Here is a 14,578-nt window from a genome sequence, read left to right on the forward strand (position 1 = left end):
GCATTCGGGTGCGGGACCCCGGCCGGCGTCCCGGGGCCCAGGAAACCGCCGGCAGAGGCCTCCGGAGGCCCCGGAACCGGCCCGCCCCTTCCTCGGATCCGGAGGGCCACCTTCGCCGCGACACGCCGCTCCGGCAGGAGGGACCATGGAGGTATGGAGCGGAACGAAGGGCTCAGCGAGTTCCTGCGCGCCCATCGCGCGGCGATGGATCCGGAGCGCCTCGGTCTGCCCGACACGGCGCCGCGGCGGGTCCCAGGGCTGCGCCGGGAGGAGCTCGCCGCGCTGGCCGGCGTCAGCGTGGACTACTACACGCGCCTGGAGCAGGGCAGGCCCATCACTCCCTCGGACTCCGTCCTCGACGCCCTGGCGAGCGCCCTCCAGCTCGACCCGGCGGAACGCAGCTACCTCCGCGCGGTGGCACGCCCGCAATCCGGTGGACGCCGCCGCGCTCCCCGTACCGTGCAGAAGGTACGTCCCGGGGTCCACGCGCTCCTCGCCCGGCTGGGGGACACCCCGGCCCTCGTGCTGGGCTGCCGCACCGACATCCTGCTGACCAACCGGATGGCCCGCGTCCTGCTCGCCGACTTCGACGGGATGCCGGCCCGGGACCGCAACGCCGCGCGCTGGATCGTGCTCGACGAGGCCGCGCGGTCACTCTTCGGGGACAACTGGGAGAGGATCGCCTCGGAGTTCGTGGGGACACTGCGGATGGATGCCGCCCGCCACCCCGACGACACCCGCACCGCCGAACTGGTCGGCGAGCTGTCCATGAAGAGCGACCGCTTCCGCCGCTGGTGGGCCGGGCAGAAGGTGGTGCAGTTCACCCACCACACCAAGGAGCTCCACCACCCGCTCGTCGGCCACCTCACCCTCCACACCGAGGCACTGTCCCTGCCCGGCGACCCGGACCAGACCCTGCTCACGTTCCTCCCCGACCCCGGATCGCCCTCGGACGAGGCCCTGACGGTGCTCGCCGCCTGGGCCGCCGACCACAGTCGCGCGGGCGGCGGGAAAGCCGGCCGGACCGTTCCGCAGGACTGAGCCGGCGGCCGGCTCGTACCGGCTCCCCGCGGGGAACGGACGGCCGGGCCTCCGACGGCGTCTCAGGGAGCGGTGGCGGTGGCGATCACCTGGTGGAGGGGGCGGGGGCGAAGTTCGGGCCGCTGGTGTCGAAGTCGGCCTTGCGGTCGGTGACGAACTGCTCGACGGACATCGGCGCATGATGGCCGATCCGCTCGATGTTGTCGTTCGTGCCGGCGAACACGCCGTTGCGGTAGTCGACGGCGACGTTGCTGAAGTGCTGGATCCGGTGCGGGTGCACCCCGCGTTCGGCCATGGCCGAGGTGAACTCCGTGACGCTGATCGGCTCGTAGTGCACCGGGATGCCGAGCACGGTGGACATGGCCCGGGCGATGTCGTGGTGGTTCATCTCGACCGGGCCGTGCAGGGTGTGGACGGCGCGGTCGTGCGGCTCGGGGTCCAGCAGCAGGCCCGCGATCACGTGGGACTGGTCGACCGAGGCGATCGGGGCGTGGCGCCCCTCGCCGAACGGAAGCCGGAGGTAGCCCTCGCCGTCCCGCTTCTCCCACCACAGGGTCAGCCACTCGGCGAAGAAGGTCGGCCGGATGTGCGCGGTGAGCAGGTCGGTCCGATCCAGCAGGCGCTCGGACAGCCAGTGGTGCCGGGCGGCCTCGCTGCCCGCTTCGCGGCGGGCGGAGATCTGCGACATGTTGACCACGGACCGGACGCCCGCCTCGGTCGCCGCCTGGGCGAAGCAGGTGGTCGCCTCGATCAGGCCCGGCAGGATCGGGTAGCACAGGTAGGCGCTGGTGACGCCCTGCATGGCCGCGGCCAGGCCGTCGAGGTCGTGCAGGTCCGACACGGCGATCTCGGCACCGGCGTCGGCCAGCCCCCGGGAGCGCTCGTCCTCGCGGTGCGCCAGCGCGCGGACGCGGTAACCGCGCTCCAGCAGCAGCCTGGCCGCCCCGCCCCCGGTCTTGCCGGTCGCGCCGGTGATCAGGAACAGCCTGTCGTCCTTGGTCATGCGAACACCTCTCGTAGGCGGCTCGTAGCCGATCACCGGCCCGGGGCCTCGACGATCCGCCGCACGTCCGCGGACGCCGGTCCGCACCGTCTCGGCGGGCTGTCGCAGCAGCTCCGCAGGCGGGCCGATCCGCGCCGCGTGCGCGGCCGGTTCTCGCCCCAGGCCAGTTCAGTCACTGAACTACTGCACCGTAGCACCACTGGGTTCAGTGACTGAACTCGGTGGAGGTAGGGTGGCGGCATGACCCTTCCCAGCACCTACGCGGACCGCAACTGCTCGCTGGCGCGATCACTGGAGGTCCTCGGAGAGCGGTGGACGCTGCTCATCGTCCGCGACGCGTTCTACGGGGTCAGCCGGTTCGGAGACCTCGCCACCCAGCTCGGCGTCCCCCGCGCCGTCCTGAACGACCGGCTGAAGCTCCTCGTGCGTGAGGGCGTGTTCTCCCGGGACGACGACGGCGCGGGCACCGTCGAGTACCGGCTGACCGCCAAGGGCATCGCGCTGTGGCCGATCCTGCGCGCGCTGATGGCCTGGGGCGACGAGTTCTACTCCCCGGCCGGGGCGAGGCGCGCCCTGCGGCACGACCGGGACGGGGGTCTGCTCGACGACCAGGGGCGCTGCCGGGAATGCGGCTCGCTCGTGCCGGTCCCGCAGACCCGCATCGAACCCGGTCCGGGGTACGAGCCGGCGACGTCCGACCTCGATCCCGTGTCCGCCAGGCTCACCGGTGCCCGGCGACTCCTCGAACCGCTCGCGGCCTCGCGTACGGGCCGGGCCGGCGAGGGCGAGTCGTGATGCGGACGCCGGCCACCGGTGGCGGCCGTCGCGACCGGGTGGGGCGCGACCCGCGACGAAGCAGTCACTGACCGCAGCCCCGCACCAGTTCAGTCCACCCCTTCTCCAGCAGTGAGGACACCGCCTTGCCCACGCACGTCCTGGACAACTCGATCCACTCCGCACTGAGCGGGCCGCACGCCCACCTCGCGCAGCGGCGCGGCAACGCACTGCGCTACCCGGCCGACATGTCACCGTTCATGGCGCTGCCCGAACGCCCTCGGGCCGCCGACTGGGCGGACATCGCGGCACTCGCCGGTCCCGGCACGCAGGTCACCCTGAGCGGTCCCCGTCCCGAGCCTCCGGACGGCTGGGAGACCGTGCGGGTGGTCCCCCTGCTGCAGTTCGTCGACGACGGGATCGCCGCCGCGCCGGACGAGGAGGCCGTCCCCCTCCGCCGGGCGGACGTTCCGGAGATGCTCGCCCTGGCCGAACGCACCAGGCCGGGGCCGTTCCTGCCGCGCACGATAGAGCTGGGCGCCTACCTCGGTGTCCGCCGCGAGGGCCGTCTCGTCGCCATGGCCGGTGAACGGCTGCACGCTCCCGGCTGGACGGAGATCAGCGGGGTCTGCACCGATCCGGGATGGCGGGGACAGCGGCTCGGGACACGCCTCCTGCTGGCCATCGCGGCCGGCATCCGGGAACGCGGCGAGACGCCGTTCCTGCACGTGCTCGAATCCAACACGAACGCCATCCGCCTCTACGAGGCCCTCGGATTCCGGCTCCGCCTGCGCACCGCGAACTACGTCCTCACGTCGTCGTCCGCCATGCCGGCGGACGGGCTCACGTCAGATCCCCAGGAGGCGTGAACCGCCGTCGAGCACCGGGGTGGATCCCTTGGTGACGGTCTCGGCAAGGGAGAGGAGATCGGGGTTGGTGGCGCCGAGTGCCCAGCAGAAGGCGAGGGTCGTGGGGGGAAGATCGGAGACGGGCACCGCGGTCACCTCGCCGGGCAGCCGGTCCGCCACGGCCGATCCGACCACCGTGACGAGACGGCCCAGGGCGACCCGGTCCATGATCTCGTCCAGTCCCGCCGCGGGGCACTGGGCACGGTAGCCGGGCTCTTCCCGCAGGTCGGCCACGGTCACCTCGGGGCGGACGGCCAGCGCATGGTCCGCTCGCAGCAGTGCCACCGGGCTCTCCCTGCCCACCTCGACCGCCTCCAGGCCGGTGAGGTCGTCGGTGCCGAGGCACAACAGCGCGGCGTCGGCCTTGCCGTCCCGTATCGCGGCTCCCGCGTCGCGGGTGAAGACGAGCTCCGGCTCCGCCCCGGTGTGCAGGCGCAGCAGCCGTGGCAGCAGGCCGCTCCCGGCGCCGGGCCGCACGGCGATCACGAGTCGGTGGCCGTGCGCGGCCCGCTGGGTGCGCCGCACCGCGGCGTCCAGCTCGTCGAGCAGGTCATGGCACTCGTCGCGGAAGACCCGGCCCGCGTCGGTGAGTTCCACGCGCCGGCTCGTGCGGCGCAGCAGCCGGACCCCCATACGCCGCTCCAGGCGGGCGATGGCGCGCGACAGCACCGGCTGGGTGATGCCCAGTGCCTCCGCGGCCCGGCTGAAGTGGAGCTCCTCGGCCAGGGCGGCGAAGTAGGCGAGCTCCCGGGTATCCAGACGATCCATGTCTTCAGGGTATAGCCGCATGTCCAAAGGGTCATGGCTTCCCGCCACGGCGGATGGTCGACTGGTGGCACGGGCCGCCGGCGACCTCCGTCGCTGCCGAGAGGCCCGTGCCCGAAGCCGTCGCAGGGTGCGAGATCCCGTGGAGTTCGAGGAGTCCTTGATATGAGTGATGAGCGCAGGATCCAGGAGGTGCTCGCCCGCTACGTGCGCGCGACGGACCGGCGGGACGGCGTGGCCCAGGGTGCACTGTTCACCGACGACGCGGTCGTGCAGATCCACACCAAGACCGGCCCCGACCGCTACGAACCGTTCGGTGAGCCCCTCATCGGGGGCGCGGCGGTGCGGTACGCGGTCGAGAACTTCATGGAGCCGCACCCCGAGGGCGGCTCCAGCCACCACACCACCTCCGACCACGTCATCGAGGTCGACGGCGACCGTGCGCACCTCAACGCGCAGGTCATCGTCTTCCGGGTGCGCGCCGCGCGCCGCCCCGACGGCGGCTGGCCGGAGGGTGCGTTCGGCGCGCAGGGCACCGTGGAGCCCCACGAGTCGGGCTACTACGACACCGAGCTCCGCCGGATCGACGGGGAGTGGAAGATCGTCCGTCACGACGTCCTGCTGGACATGCCGATGGCGGTTCCGGGGGTGTGACGGTGAGGGCTGTGGCCCGCTGACGTGAGGGCCCTGGTCCACCGCCGGTACGGCGGTGGACGCCCTCGGCTCCAAGCCGGACGACACCTCCCGGTCCACGGTGCGGGCGGTGGCGTGGGGTCCACGCCATGGCGCTCAGCGTGACTGGAGCGCGTCCAGCGCCACCGCCTGCGCGAGCACCAGCCGCCGGTCGAGCCGGTCGTCCCCTATCCGTACGTGGTAGTGGTCGCGGAAGCGGGTCGTCTTCTCGAAGGAGCCCACGTTCCGGCCATCCGCGTCGACGAAGTCGAAGTGGTACTTCCAGATGAAGGGCAGGTCCCCGACCCACGGCAGCAGCCCCCACACCCGGCGGAAGACGGCCAGCGCGGCGCTGCGCTCCTGCACGGTGACCGCGGGCAGTCCCGGCTGGTCGAGCTGCCAGGTCGAGCGCAGCAGCGACTTGCCGAACTTCTTGCTGAACACGCCCACGGGCTGCCCCGCGCCGGTGACGTCGTCACCCGCTGGTGGACGTGGAACTGGGGTTGGGACTGCACTTCGCCGGCATCCCTCTCTGCTGTCGCGCGCGTCAGCGTATCGGGGACCGCGTCAGGCCGTGACGGCCCGGCAGCACGGCGCCGATGCGCTGTCAGGCGCGCGGTGCCCGCAGGGCGAGCACGGCCATGTCGTCGTGGCCGTCGCTGGGGTGCTCGTCGACCAGCGCCTCGACGAGGTCCTTCAGGGGCAGGGCGGTGTGCTCGGTGACGAGGGCGGCCAGGCGTTCCAGTCCCGTCTCGACCGGCTGCCGCCGGTCCTCGATGAGGCCGTCGGTGTAGAGGATCACCGTGGAGCCCGCGGGCACGGGGTGGGTGTGGTCGGCGCGCGGCTGCCCGGTCTCGACGCCGAGCGGCAGGTCGGGCTCCACCTGGAGGTAGTGGACCCGGTTGTCGGGGGTGAGCAGGAGGGGCGGCAGGTGTCCCGCGGTGCTCCAGCGCAGGATCCAGTCGCACGGCCCGGCCGGTTCGAGGTGGGCGAGGCACGCTGTGGTGACGGGCTGGTCGGTGATCGCCTGGAGGGCCCGGTCGAGGTGGGAGAGGACCGCGCTGGGTGAGGCGTGCTGGTCGTAGAGCAGGGCGCGCAGCATGTTGCGTACCTGCGCCATGGCGGCCGCGGCGCGCAGGTCGTGGCCGACGACGTCGCCGACGACGGCCGCGCAGGCCCGGTCGGGGACCAGCAGGGCGTCGTACCAGTCTCCGCCGATGTACGCGGGTGTGCTCGCGGGGCGGTAGGCGGCCGCGGCTTCGAAGGGCCGCAGGTCGGGCAGGTGCGGGAGCAGGTGCCGCTGGAACTGCTCGGCGTCGAGCCGGGTCCGCTCGTAGAGGCGGGCGTCGTCGATGGCCAGGCCCGCGGCGCTGGCGAGCGCGGCGATGAGCTCCTCGTCGTGGGCGTCGAAGGGCCGTCCGTCGAGCCGGTCGGAGACGTAGAGGTCTCCGTAGATGCGGCCACGGGTGTTGACCGCGGCCCCGAGCAGGGTGCGCATCGGCGGATGGCCCGGCGGGAAGCCGGCCGACTCCGGGTGGGCGGAGATGTCATCGACGCGCAGCGTGCCCGGAACGGCGATCAGGTGCCCCAGCAGTCCGCGGCCGCGAGGGAGCTCCACGCCGCGAAGGTCGGCCCGCTCCTTCTCGGACAGGCCCATCGGGATGAACTGCGCGAGGTGTTCGCCGTTCTCGTCGAGCACGCCGAGTGCCCCGTAGCGGGCGCCGACCAGCTCCATCGCCGTCTCGACGATCAGTTGCAGCACCACGGTCAGCTCGACGTTCCGGCTGAGGACCGCCTCGTACAGGGCGTGCAACCCGTCCTGGGCCCGGGCGAGCGATCTGAGCTGCTCGGCGATCCCCTCCAGCTCACCGCTCAGACGCAGCCGCGGGACCCCGTCCGACGGTTCCGGGACGTTCTCGTTGCTTGTCATCACAGGCGCCTGTTCGTCCGACGTTCGGTCTCGGTGGCCCGGAATCCGCCACCGCGGGCCGCGTCCCGGCGCCTTCGGCCGCGGCCGTGCACTGCGAGGAGGAACGGGGAGCGACCCGCGGGGCCCCGGCGCCGTGGTGCGTAGCGGGACCTCACGCGGGGGCCGGCTGCGGCTCCTCAAGAGCCTCGGTGGCCTCTCCCGGCCAAGGCCGCGACGCAGGAGGGGGCCCGCCTCCAAGGCGAGGTGGCGGACCGCCCGGCCCAGGGGGCGCGGGCAGGGGAGTGGGTTCCATATCCGCACGCTAGAGGGGCCCGGACGCGGGATGCCGCAGTCGCGGCCCCTCGCTCACCTGGACGGACCAGGGTCCTTGACGGAGCGTGCCGCAATGGACGACACCAGCGCCCGGGCACCGCACGTCAGCGCACGCAGCGAAAACCCGTGTTGCCGCTGGAGCTGTCCGGAGTGTTGCCCATCCGGGCGGAGGTGCGGTAGCGGAAGCAGTAGGACTCGTGGCACAGGTGGGAGCCGCCGCGCAGCACCCTGCCCTCGCCCACCGGCGGGCCGGCCGGGTTCTCGCGGGGCCCGCGCTTGTGGAAGCCGGGGCTGAACCGGTCGGCGCACCACTCCCAGACGTTGCCGGTCATGTTGAACAGCCCGTAGCCGTTGGCCGGGAAGGCGTCGACGGGGCAGGTGCCGGGGTAGCCGTCGGAGGCGGTGTTGTGGTGCGGGAACGTGCCCTGCCACACGTTCATCCGGGGCTCCCCGCCGGGCTCACGCTCGTCGCCCCATGGATACGGCTTGCCGACGAGGCCGCCGCGCGCCGCGTACTCCCACTGGGCCTCGGTCGGCAGGCGGGTGCCCGCCCAGGCGCAGTAGGCCAGCGCGTCGTGGTGCGAGACGTGCACCACCGGGTGGTCCGCGCGCCGCCTGACGCCGGACCCGGGCCCCTCGGGGGTGCGCCAGCTCGCTCCGTACACCTGCCGCCACCAGGGCGTCCGGGCGGGGGCGCGGGTCGGCGGGAAGCCGTCCGGGAGGAAACCGGCGAAGACGTAGGACCAGCCGAACCGCTCCGCGTCGGTGACGTGGCCGGTCGCCGCGGCGAAGGCCCCGAACTCGGCGTTCGTCACCGCGGTGGCGGCGATCTCGAACGGGTCAAGGACCACCTCGCGCACCGGGCCCTCCCCGTCGCCCGGGTAGGGGCTCCGCTCGCTCCCCATGAGGAACGCGCCGCCGGGCAGTGCCCGCCACCCCCCGGCCGGTTCGGCGGCGGCTGCGGTGCCGCGGCGTGCCGATCCCAGGTGGCCGGCGGCGCTCCCGCCGGGCACGGGCTCCCCCTCGCGTGCCGGTGCGCAGCACGCGTGCCCGGCGGTCGAAGCAGCCGGTGTGTCGGTGCTCATATGCTCTCCTTGTGAGCCTGCGTCAGACGGCTGCGGATGTCGTCGAAGTGCCGGTGCACGGCCGACTCCGAGGCCCCCGCGTCTCCGGTGCGGACGGCCTCCACGATCCTGCCGTGCATCTGGGCCAGCTCCTGCCCTTCGGCGGCCGTGCGCAGGCCCTGCGCGCGCACCCGGTGGAAGGCGCTCCAGAACGCGTCGAGGAGTTCACTCAGCAGCTCGTTGCCGAGGGAGCGGTGGAGCGCGCGGTGGAAGGCCCGGTCCGTCGCGGACGCGATCTCGCCTGTCTCCCGCACCTCGGCGTGCATCCTCGCGACCAGCGTGTCGAGTTCCGCGAGGTCTTCCTCGGGCAGCCTGCCCGCCAGCCCGTACATGAGTCCCGCCTCCAGGGCCTCGCGCATCTGGAGCAGTTCGAGCAGGCTCTCCTGGCCCAGCCGGTGCCCGACGACCGTGCGGAACGCCATGGCCTCGATCAGCGGTTCGAGGGACATCGTGCCGACGTAGGTCCCGAAGCCGTGCCGGATCTCGATGATGTTCACGGCCTGGAGCGACTTGAGCGCCTCGCGCAGGGAGTTCCGGCTGACGCCGAAGGCCCCCGTCAGCTCGGTCTCGGTGGGCAGCGGGTCACCGGGGGCCAGCCCGCGCTCCACGATCAGCTCCTTGATCCGCTCCTCGGTGTCGGCGGCGACCGATTTCACACCTGTCCCCTCTCGTCCGCCCTTGACATTCACGCCTCACCGTTTCACTGTAAGTGACGTAGGACATCCTACGTCCTACGTCCCGTGAGAGGGCATGGCGAGCCGCGTCGGGGCCCGGGTGCCGCACAACAGTATGATCAGGAGTGTCACATGTCCTGTCCCGCGCCTCTGCGAGGAGTCGTCCCGCCGGTCATCACCCCGCTCACCAGGGAAGGGGAGGTCGACGTCCCCTCGCTGCGCCGGCTCACGGAACACCTGGTCGGGGCCGGGGTGCACGGCCTGTTCCTGCTGGGGTCGACCGGTGAGGCCGCCTATCTCACGGACGCGCAGCGGCTGACCGCGCTCGAAGCGGCCGTGGACACGGCAGCGGGCCGGGTCCCCGTGCTGGCGGGGATCATCGACACCACCACCGCCCGTGTGCTCGACCGCGCGGCCGACGCCGTCAAGGCCGGCGCGGACGCGCTCGTCGCCACGGCGCCCTTCTACACGCGCACGCATCCCGTCGAGATCGCCGACCACTTCCGGCGCATCCGCTCCGGCGCCGACCTCCCGCTGCTCGCGTACGACATCCCGGTCGCCGTCCACACCAAGCTGCCCCGTGACGTGGTGCTCGGCCTCGCGGTCGACGGCACGCTCGCCGGGCTCAAGGACTCCAGCGGAGACGAGGGCTCGCTGCGCCGCCTGCTGGTGGACCTGCGTGCGCGCACGCGCGACTTCTCGGTGTTCACCGGCTCCGAACTCACCGTCGACAGCGCGCTGCTGGCGGGCGCCGACGGCACCGTGCCCGGCCTCGGCAACGTCGACGCGCATGGATACGTACGCCTCTACGAGGCCGCCCGTGCCGGAGACTGGGCCGCCGCCAAGGCCGAACAGGACCGGCTGGTGGCGCTGTTCTCCCTCACCGACGCGGGGGACCCGGCCGTGATGGGCCCCAGCTCGTCCGCGCTCGGCGCCTTCAAGGCGGCGGCCCGGCTGCTGGGCCTCATCGACTCCGCCGCCACCGCGGCGCCGCAGGTGCCGCTCGACGACGCGGCCGTGGCCCGGGTCCGGGCGCACCTGGTCACCGCCGGACTGCTGTGACCGTGCGGCTCCTGCGACCGGGCCGGGCTCGCCGCAACCGGTTCAGGACATCAGCGGGAGCTTGCCCACCAGCCGGTTCACGCGGTTGCGCGGGCCGACGATGCTGATCGCGCAGTAGTCGATGTCGTCCGCCCCGGCCTTGCCCATGGCGGCCCGGTAGTCGTCGTAGACGTTGGTGCTCTGGGCGAGGGCGGGCATGTCGGCGACGAAGGTGCCGGGGGCGGCGGCCGCCTTGGTGCGGATCGTGCGCAGCGTGGCCTGGTCCGCGGCCAGGATCGTGCAGCCCACCCAGGGCAGGGCCGGGTGGACGGCTCCCTCCGCGTCCGTGACGTCCACCCCGAGCAGGTGGGCCACCTGTGTCGCCGTGGGGGCAGCCGCGCAGACGGCCGCGTTGGCGGCCCGCCCCGGCGGAAGAGCCTCGTCGACCACCAGCACCCACTTCAGCCGGGCCGCGCGGGTCGACAGGCTCAGGTCCACCTCCTCGGGCGCGAACCCGACGGTGCCGGCGCCCGGCTCGCCGCCGGGCAGCCCGGCCTCGGTCGTCAGCGTCATCTGCGCCTCCATTCTCTGATGCCACGTACGGAAGTACGCGGCGATGCTAGGCATGGATACGAGGACGCGCAGAGAATCCGAATCTAATTCGGCAGGTGAGGATAATTGCTGGACCTGGGCGAACTTGGTACGGCGATTCTGCGGAAATCCCAGTCGGATGCACGGAGAACCGGTCGGTCACCTGCCGTGATGTTCGGTGCCTTGCCGGCCGAGCCTGACCGGTCCTGCCCGACCGGCGCCCTCCGGGGCCGTAAGGGCTACGACGGTGCGGTCACCGCCCGCCGGCGAGGAGGTCCAGGACCGCCGTGACGAACTCCGGCGCGGCGACGGCCGTCGAGTGGTCTGCGGGCACCGTGGCCAGCGTGCCGTGCGGCAGCGCCGCGACCAGCTGCTCGGCCGAATCGGCGCGCTCGTCCTCGCTTCCCATCGCCACGAGCGTCGGCACTCGGATACGGCCGAGGTCCTCCTCGGGCGTGCCGGGGAGCGAGTCCAGCACATGGAGCACGGCGACCGGGTCCACCCCGCTCGACCGGAACCACCGGGCGGTCCGCTCCTCCGGCGAGCCCGGCTCGAACGTCTCCGATCCGCCGAATACCCGCCTGAGCAGTGATGCCGTCCCGCCCCCGAAGCCGAGCACCTGGCGCAGCCCCTGGCCCGCGACGACCGCTCGGCTGGGCGTTGCGCCCCGCACCAGCATGGTCACCACGACGCGCGCACCGAACGAGTATCCGCCGAGGTCGTAGTCGTCCAGTTTCAGGTGTTCGAGGAGCGAGGCCGTCGTCGGTCAGCACGTCGAGGGGGTAGGCGGCGGCGTCGTGGGGCCTCGCGCTCATGCCGTGCCCGCGGAGATCCGGCATGATCACGCGGTGACCGCGTGCCGCGATGGCCTCGGCCTTTCCGTGGCCCAGCCAGAGCGTGGCGTCTCCCGCGATCCCGTGCAGCAGGACCAGAGGCCTGCCCCCGCCCACTTCCCGGTAGGCGAGGCGGGCACCGTCACGGCCGGCGAAGTAGGACACGGTGGGGTTCGGCATGCGCCGGAGCGTATACCCGGCCCCTCCGCGTCAGGAGCCCTCCAGGGGCGTGATGCGCGGGTTGGTGATGTGCTCGTAGACGATCGAGGTGTGCACGTCTGCGACTTCGCGGCGCTTGGTCAGCTCGTCGATGGTGAAAGCGTAGAGGGCGTTGTTGTCGCGGACGGCGACGCTGAGGATGAAGTCCTGGGTGCCCGTCGTCACGTAGACGCCGAGGATGTCCGGCAGTCCCGTGACCCAGTTGCGGAAGCCCTCGATGACGGCACGTGACGGTGGCCGGACGCGGACGGCGATGAGGGCCTGGACGGGGCGTCCGATCTCCGCGAGGTCCACGTCGAGGACGGCGCCGCGGATGACACCGCGCTTGCGCAGCGCCCGGGTGCGGTCGAGCGCCGTGGTGGGGGAGACGCCGACGGTCGCGGCCACGTCGCGGTTCGTCTTGCGTGCGTCCGCCTGCAGTTCCCGCAGGATCGCCTTGTCGAGCTCGTCCATGGCCCCGAGAACACCTCCTGACCCGAACCATATACGGATGGCCGGCCCCGTCCTCGTACGGTCATCGGCACGGGCGGCACCGCCGGACACGTCGCGGCAGGGATGGCGACCGTCAGTGGCCGGGAGCGGTGCGGACGCCGGACCGCGGTAGCTTGGAAGGTGATATTCCGTTTCTCCGCAGCCGCCTTCGGGAGACGGGCGCCTCCTCGGTACGGAGCCTCATCACCCGGAGGGACCCGACCGTTGGACGGGCTCATGACGGTAGAAGACACCCGGGCATTCGATTACGTGGTCATCGGCGCCGGATCCGCGGGAAGCGCGGTCACCGGGCGCCTGGTGGCTCAGACCGGCGCGACGGTGCTGGTGCTGGAGGCCGGTGAGCGGGGCGCGGACACCGGCAGCCTCGCTGAGCCCACCCGCTGGATGGAGAACATGGGCGCCGCGTACGACTACGGCTACCACTACGAGCCCCACCGGGCGACCCACGACCGCGTCCTCCCGCTTCCCCGCGGCAAGCTGCTGGGCGGATCCGGCGGCATCAACGGCATGTTGTGGACCCGCGGTCAGCATGACGACTACGACGAGTGGGCCGCGGCCGGAAACCGCGGCTGGGACTACGACTCCGTCCTGCCGCTGTTCAGGCGCAGCGAGGACTGGGAGGACGGCGCGGGCCCCCTGCACGGTGCCGGCGGGCCGGTGCACGTCGAGCGCGCCCACGGCCTCCATCCGGTCGCGACGGCCCTCATCCGGGCCGGGCGGTCGCTGGGCCTGCCCTACCTGGACGACGCGACCAGCCCCGCGGAAGGCGTCGGCCCGTCCACCCTGAACGTCCGCGACGGCCGCCGAGAGAACCCGTGGCAGGCGTTCGTCGGCCCGCTGGCGGACGAGGACCGGCTCACGGTCGCGACCGGCGCCGACGCGCGGCGGCTGACCTTCTCCCGCGGCCGCTGCACCGGCGTGGAGTACGCGGTGGACGGCCACCTGAGCAGGGCGGTCGCACGCGGCGAGGTGGTGCTCTGCGCGGGCGCCATCGACACTCCGCGGCTGCTGATGCGCTCCGGTGTGGGCCCGGCGGACGACCTCGCGGACCTCGGCATCGAGGCGGTCGCCGACCTGCCCGGCGTCGGACGCGACCTCCAGGAGCACGTCCTCGCGGCCGGGCTCTGCCTGGAGGCGGCGGAGCCGCTCGGGCCGCTCAAGAACAACCTGGAGGGCAGCGTCGCCTTCCTGCGCAGCACCGGCGGGTCGGCAAGGCCCGATCTGATGTTCGTGACGCTGCAGATCCCCTTCGTCTCGCCGGAGATCGGCGAGCAGTACGCACCGCCCGAGAACGGATTCTGTATCTTCCCCGGACTCGCCGCACCGCGCAGCCGCGGACGGTTGACGATGCACGCGGACGGCAGCCTGGAGATCCAGCCGAACCTGCTGGCGGAACAGGCCGACGTCGACGCCCTCGTCGAGGCCGTGGACATCGGGTTCGAGCTGGCCTCGGACCCGGCCTTCGCGGACATCACCGAGCGGTGGGCCGTCCCCGACCGGAGGCTGGACCGGGCGGAGACCGCCGCGTTCGTCCGCGACGCAGCGCTGCCCTACTTCCACGCGGCCGGCACCTGCGCGATGGGTCCGGTGGTGGACGAGGAACTGCGCGTGCACGGAGTCGACGGCCTGCGCATCGCGGACGCCTCCGTGATGCCGGCCATCACCAGGGCGTTCCCGCACGCGACGACGGTGATGATCGGGGAGCAGGCCGGGCGTCTGCTGACAGCCTGACACCCCCCGAGCGGAGCGCGGAGTTCGCTCCGGCCCCGTCCACCTGCACCGCAACCCGCTTGCAACGCGGACACAACGCTCCCACCGCACAATGTCCCCGGCAGGGTTCTGCCGGAACGGCACCCGCGCGCGGTGGGCCGGTCCTCGGGCGGCACGGGGAGGAACGGCGTGCCGGCGGCCACCGTCGCCGGGTGGTGGACTGCGGTGGAGGAGGGCCTGCGTGCCGCTAGGTCGTGTCCGGCGGATCTTCGTGGATCAGCCTGCGGCGTCTGGTGCCGTGCATCGCAAGGCGGAGGGTCGTCCTCGTACTGGGCGTACTCGGCTGACTCCGACAACGCGGCGAGGTGCGGTGCTGGGGGCACTCCCCCACTGCCCTGAAAACGGGCGTGGGAGGTACCCCCACCCACGCCCTTCAGGCAGTGAGGGAGTCGCGGGCCCACGAAGATCCGCCGGACACGACCTAGTGGT

Annotated in this window: 15 protein-coding genes and 1 pseudogene; 6 read left to right on the top strand and 10 right to left on the bottom strand. The window is 72.7% G+C overall.

Annotated elements, in window-relative coordinates:
* Positions 1 to 153: 153 nt before the first annotated feature.
* Positions 154 to 1,041 carry a helix-turn-helix transcriptional regulator gene (locus tag Sm713_RS34885; RefSeq protein WP_212913943.1) on the top strand — a complete coding sequence of 296 codons (888 nt, stop codon included), beginning with the start codon at positions 154 to 156 and terminating at the stop codon, positions 1,039 to 1,041.
* An 85-nt stretch (positions 1,042 to 1,126) separates the two neighbouring features.
* Here Sm713_RS34885 and Sm713_RS34890 read toward each other — a convergent pair whose 3' ends face one another.
* Entirely contained in the window at positions 1,127 to 2,044 is a 918-nt protein-coding gene (locus tag Sm713_RS34890; RefSeq protein WP_212913944.1) for an NmrA family NAD(P)-binding protein, read from the bottom strand.
* A gap of 240 nt (positions 2,045 to 2,284) precedes the next feature.
* On the opposite strand from Sm713_RS34890, the gene Sm713_RS34895 reads away from it, so the two are divergent.
* Positions 2,285 to 2,839, top strand: coding sequence for a winged helix-turn-helix transcriptional regulator (locus Sm713_RS34895; protein WP_212913945.1), 555 nt, complete (start codon positions 2,285 to 2,287; stop codon positions 2,837 to 2,839).
* A gap of 125 nt (positions 2,840 to 2,964) precedes the next feature.
* Positions 2,965 to 3,687 (top strand): GNAT family N-acetyltransferase, encoded by a 723-nt coding sequence (locus Sm713_RS34900; protein WP_212913946.1) that lies wholly within the window; start codon positions 2,965 to 2,967, stop codon positions 3,685 to 3,687.
* Here Sm713_RS34900 and Sm713_RS34905 read toward each other — a convergent pair.
* On the bottom strand, positions 3,667 to 4,494 hold the full coding sequence (locus tag Sm713_RS34905; RefSeq protein WP_212913947.1) for a LysR family transcriptional regulator: 828 nt from the start codon (positions 4,492 to 4,494) through the stop codon (positions 3,667 to 3,669). The two genes, Sm713_RS34900 and Sm713_RS34905, sit on opposite strands and share 21 nt — an antisense overlap.
* Positions 4,495 to 4,656: 162 nt before the next feature.
* Between Sm713_RS34905 and Sm713_RS34910 the strand changes: the two genes are divergently transcribed.
* Entirely contained in the window at positions 4,657 to 5,145 is a 489-nt protein-coding gene (locus Sm713_RS34910) for a nuclear transport factor 2 family protein (protein WP_212913948.1), read from the top strand.
* 135 nt (positions 5,146 to 5,280) lie between these two features.
* Here the strand turns inward: Sm713_RS34910 and Sm713_RS34915 are convergent, their stop codons facing one another.
* The 4 genes from Sm713_RS34915 to Sm713_RS34930 all read right to left on the bottom strand — a co-directional run bounded on the left by Sm713_RS34915 (position 5,281) and on the right by Sm713_RS34930 (position 9,185).
* Positions 5,281 to 5,607: a hypothetical protein gene (locus tag Sm713_RS34915; RefSeq protein WP_212913949.1), complete on the bottom strand. Its 327-nt coding sequence runs from the start codon at positions 5,605 to 5,607 to the stop codon at positions 5,281 to 5,283.
* Positions 5,608 to 5,770: 163 nt separating this feature from the next.
* Positions 5,771 to 7,093, bottom strand: a complete 1,323-nt coding sequence (locus tag Sm713_RS34920; RefSeq protein ID WP_212913950.1) for a PP2C family protein-serine/threonine phosphatase — start codon at positions 7,091 to 7,093, stop codon at positions 5,771 to 5,773.
* Positions 7,094 to 7,509: 416 nt separating this feature from the next.
* A complete protein-coding gene (locus Sm713_RS34925; protein WP_212913951.1) occupies positions 7,510 to 8,490 on the bottom strand; it encodes a formylglycine-generating enzyme family protein in 981 nt (326 codons plus the stop codon).
* A complete protein-coding gene (locus Sm713_RS34930; RefSeq protein WP_212913952.1) occupies positions 8,487 to 9,185 on the bottom strand; it encodes a FadR/GntR family transcriptional regulator in 699 nt (232 codons plus the stop codon). The genes Sm713_RS34925 and Sm713_RS34930 overlap by 4 nt, the downstream gene beginning before the upstream one ends.
* A gap of 150 nt (positions 9,186 to 9,335) precedes the next feature.
* On the opposite strand from Sm713_RS34930, the gene Sm713_RS34935 reads away from it, so the two are divergent.
* Complete coding sequence (locus Sm713_RS34935; RefSeq protein ID WP_212913953.1) at positions 9,336 to 10,265, top strand: dihydrodipicolinate synthase family protein; 930 nt, start codon at positions 9,336 to 9,338, stop codon at positions 10,263 to 10,265.
* Between the two features lie 42 nt (positions 10,266 to 10,307).
* Here Sm713_RS34935 and Sm713_RS34940 read toward each other — a convergent pair whose 3' ends face one another.
* The 4 genes and pseudogenes from Sm713_RS34940 to Sm713_RS34950 form a co-directional block, all read right to left on the bottom strand.
* Positions 10,308 to 10,817 (bottom strand): DUF2000 domain-containing protein, encoded by a 510-nt coding sequence (locus Sm713_RS34940; RefSeq protein ID WP_212913954.1) that lies wholly within the window; start codon positions 10,815 to 10,817, stop codon positions 10,308 to 10,310.
* Between the two features lie 271 nt (positions 10,818 to 11,088).
* Entirely contained in the window at positions 11,089 to 11,523 is a 435-nt protein-coding gene (locus Sm713_RS41005) for an alpha/beta fold hydrolase (protein ID WP_249416889.1), read from the bottom strand.
* A 91-nt stretch (positions 11,524 to 11,614) separates the two neighbouring features.
* Positions 11,615 to 11,848: pseudogene (locus tag Sm713_RS41865) on the bottom strand (alpha/beta fold hydrolase); the annotation flags it as partial.
* Positions 11,849 to 11,878: 30 nt separating this feature from the next.
* Positions 11,879 to 12,340, bottom strand: coding sequence for an Lrp/AsnC family transcriptional regulator (locus Sm713_RS34950; RefSeq protein ID WP_212913956.1), 462 nt, complete (start codon positions 12,338 to 12,340; stop codon positions 11,879 to 11,881).
* A gap of 255 nt (positions 12,341 to 12,595) precedes the next feature.
* On the opposite strand from Sm713_RS34950, the gene Sm713_RS34955 reads away from it, so the two are divergent.
* Positions 12,596 to 14,110 (top strand): GMC family oxidoreductase, encoded by a 1,515-nt coding sequence (locus Sm713_RS34955; RefSeq protein ID WP_212913957.1) that lies wholly within the window; start codon positions 12,596 to 12,598, stop codon positions 14,108 to 14,110.
* The last annotated feature ends 468 nt before the right edge of the window (positions 14,111 to 14,578 follow it).

The sequence above is a fragment of the Streptomyces sp. TS71-3 genome (genome assembly GCF_018327685.1).
Lineage (GTDB): Bacteria > Actinomycetota > Actinomycetes > Streptomycetales > Streptomycetaceae > Streptomyces.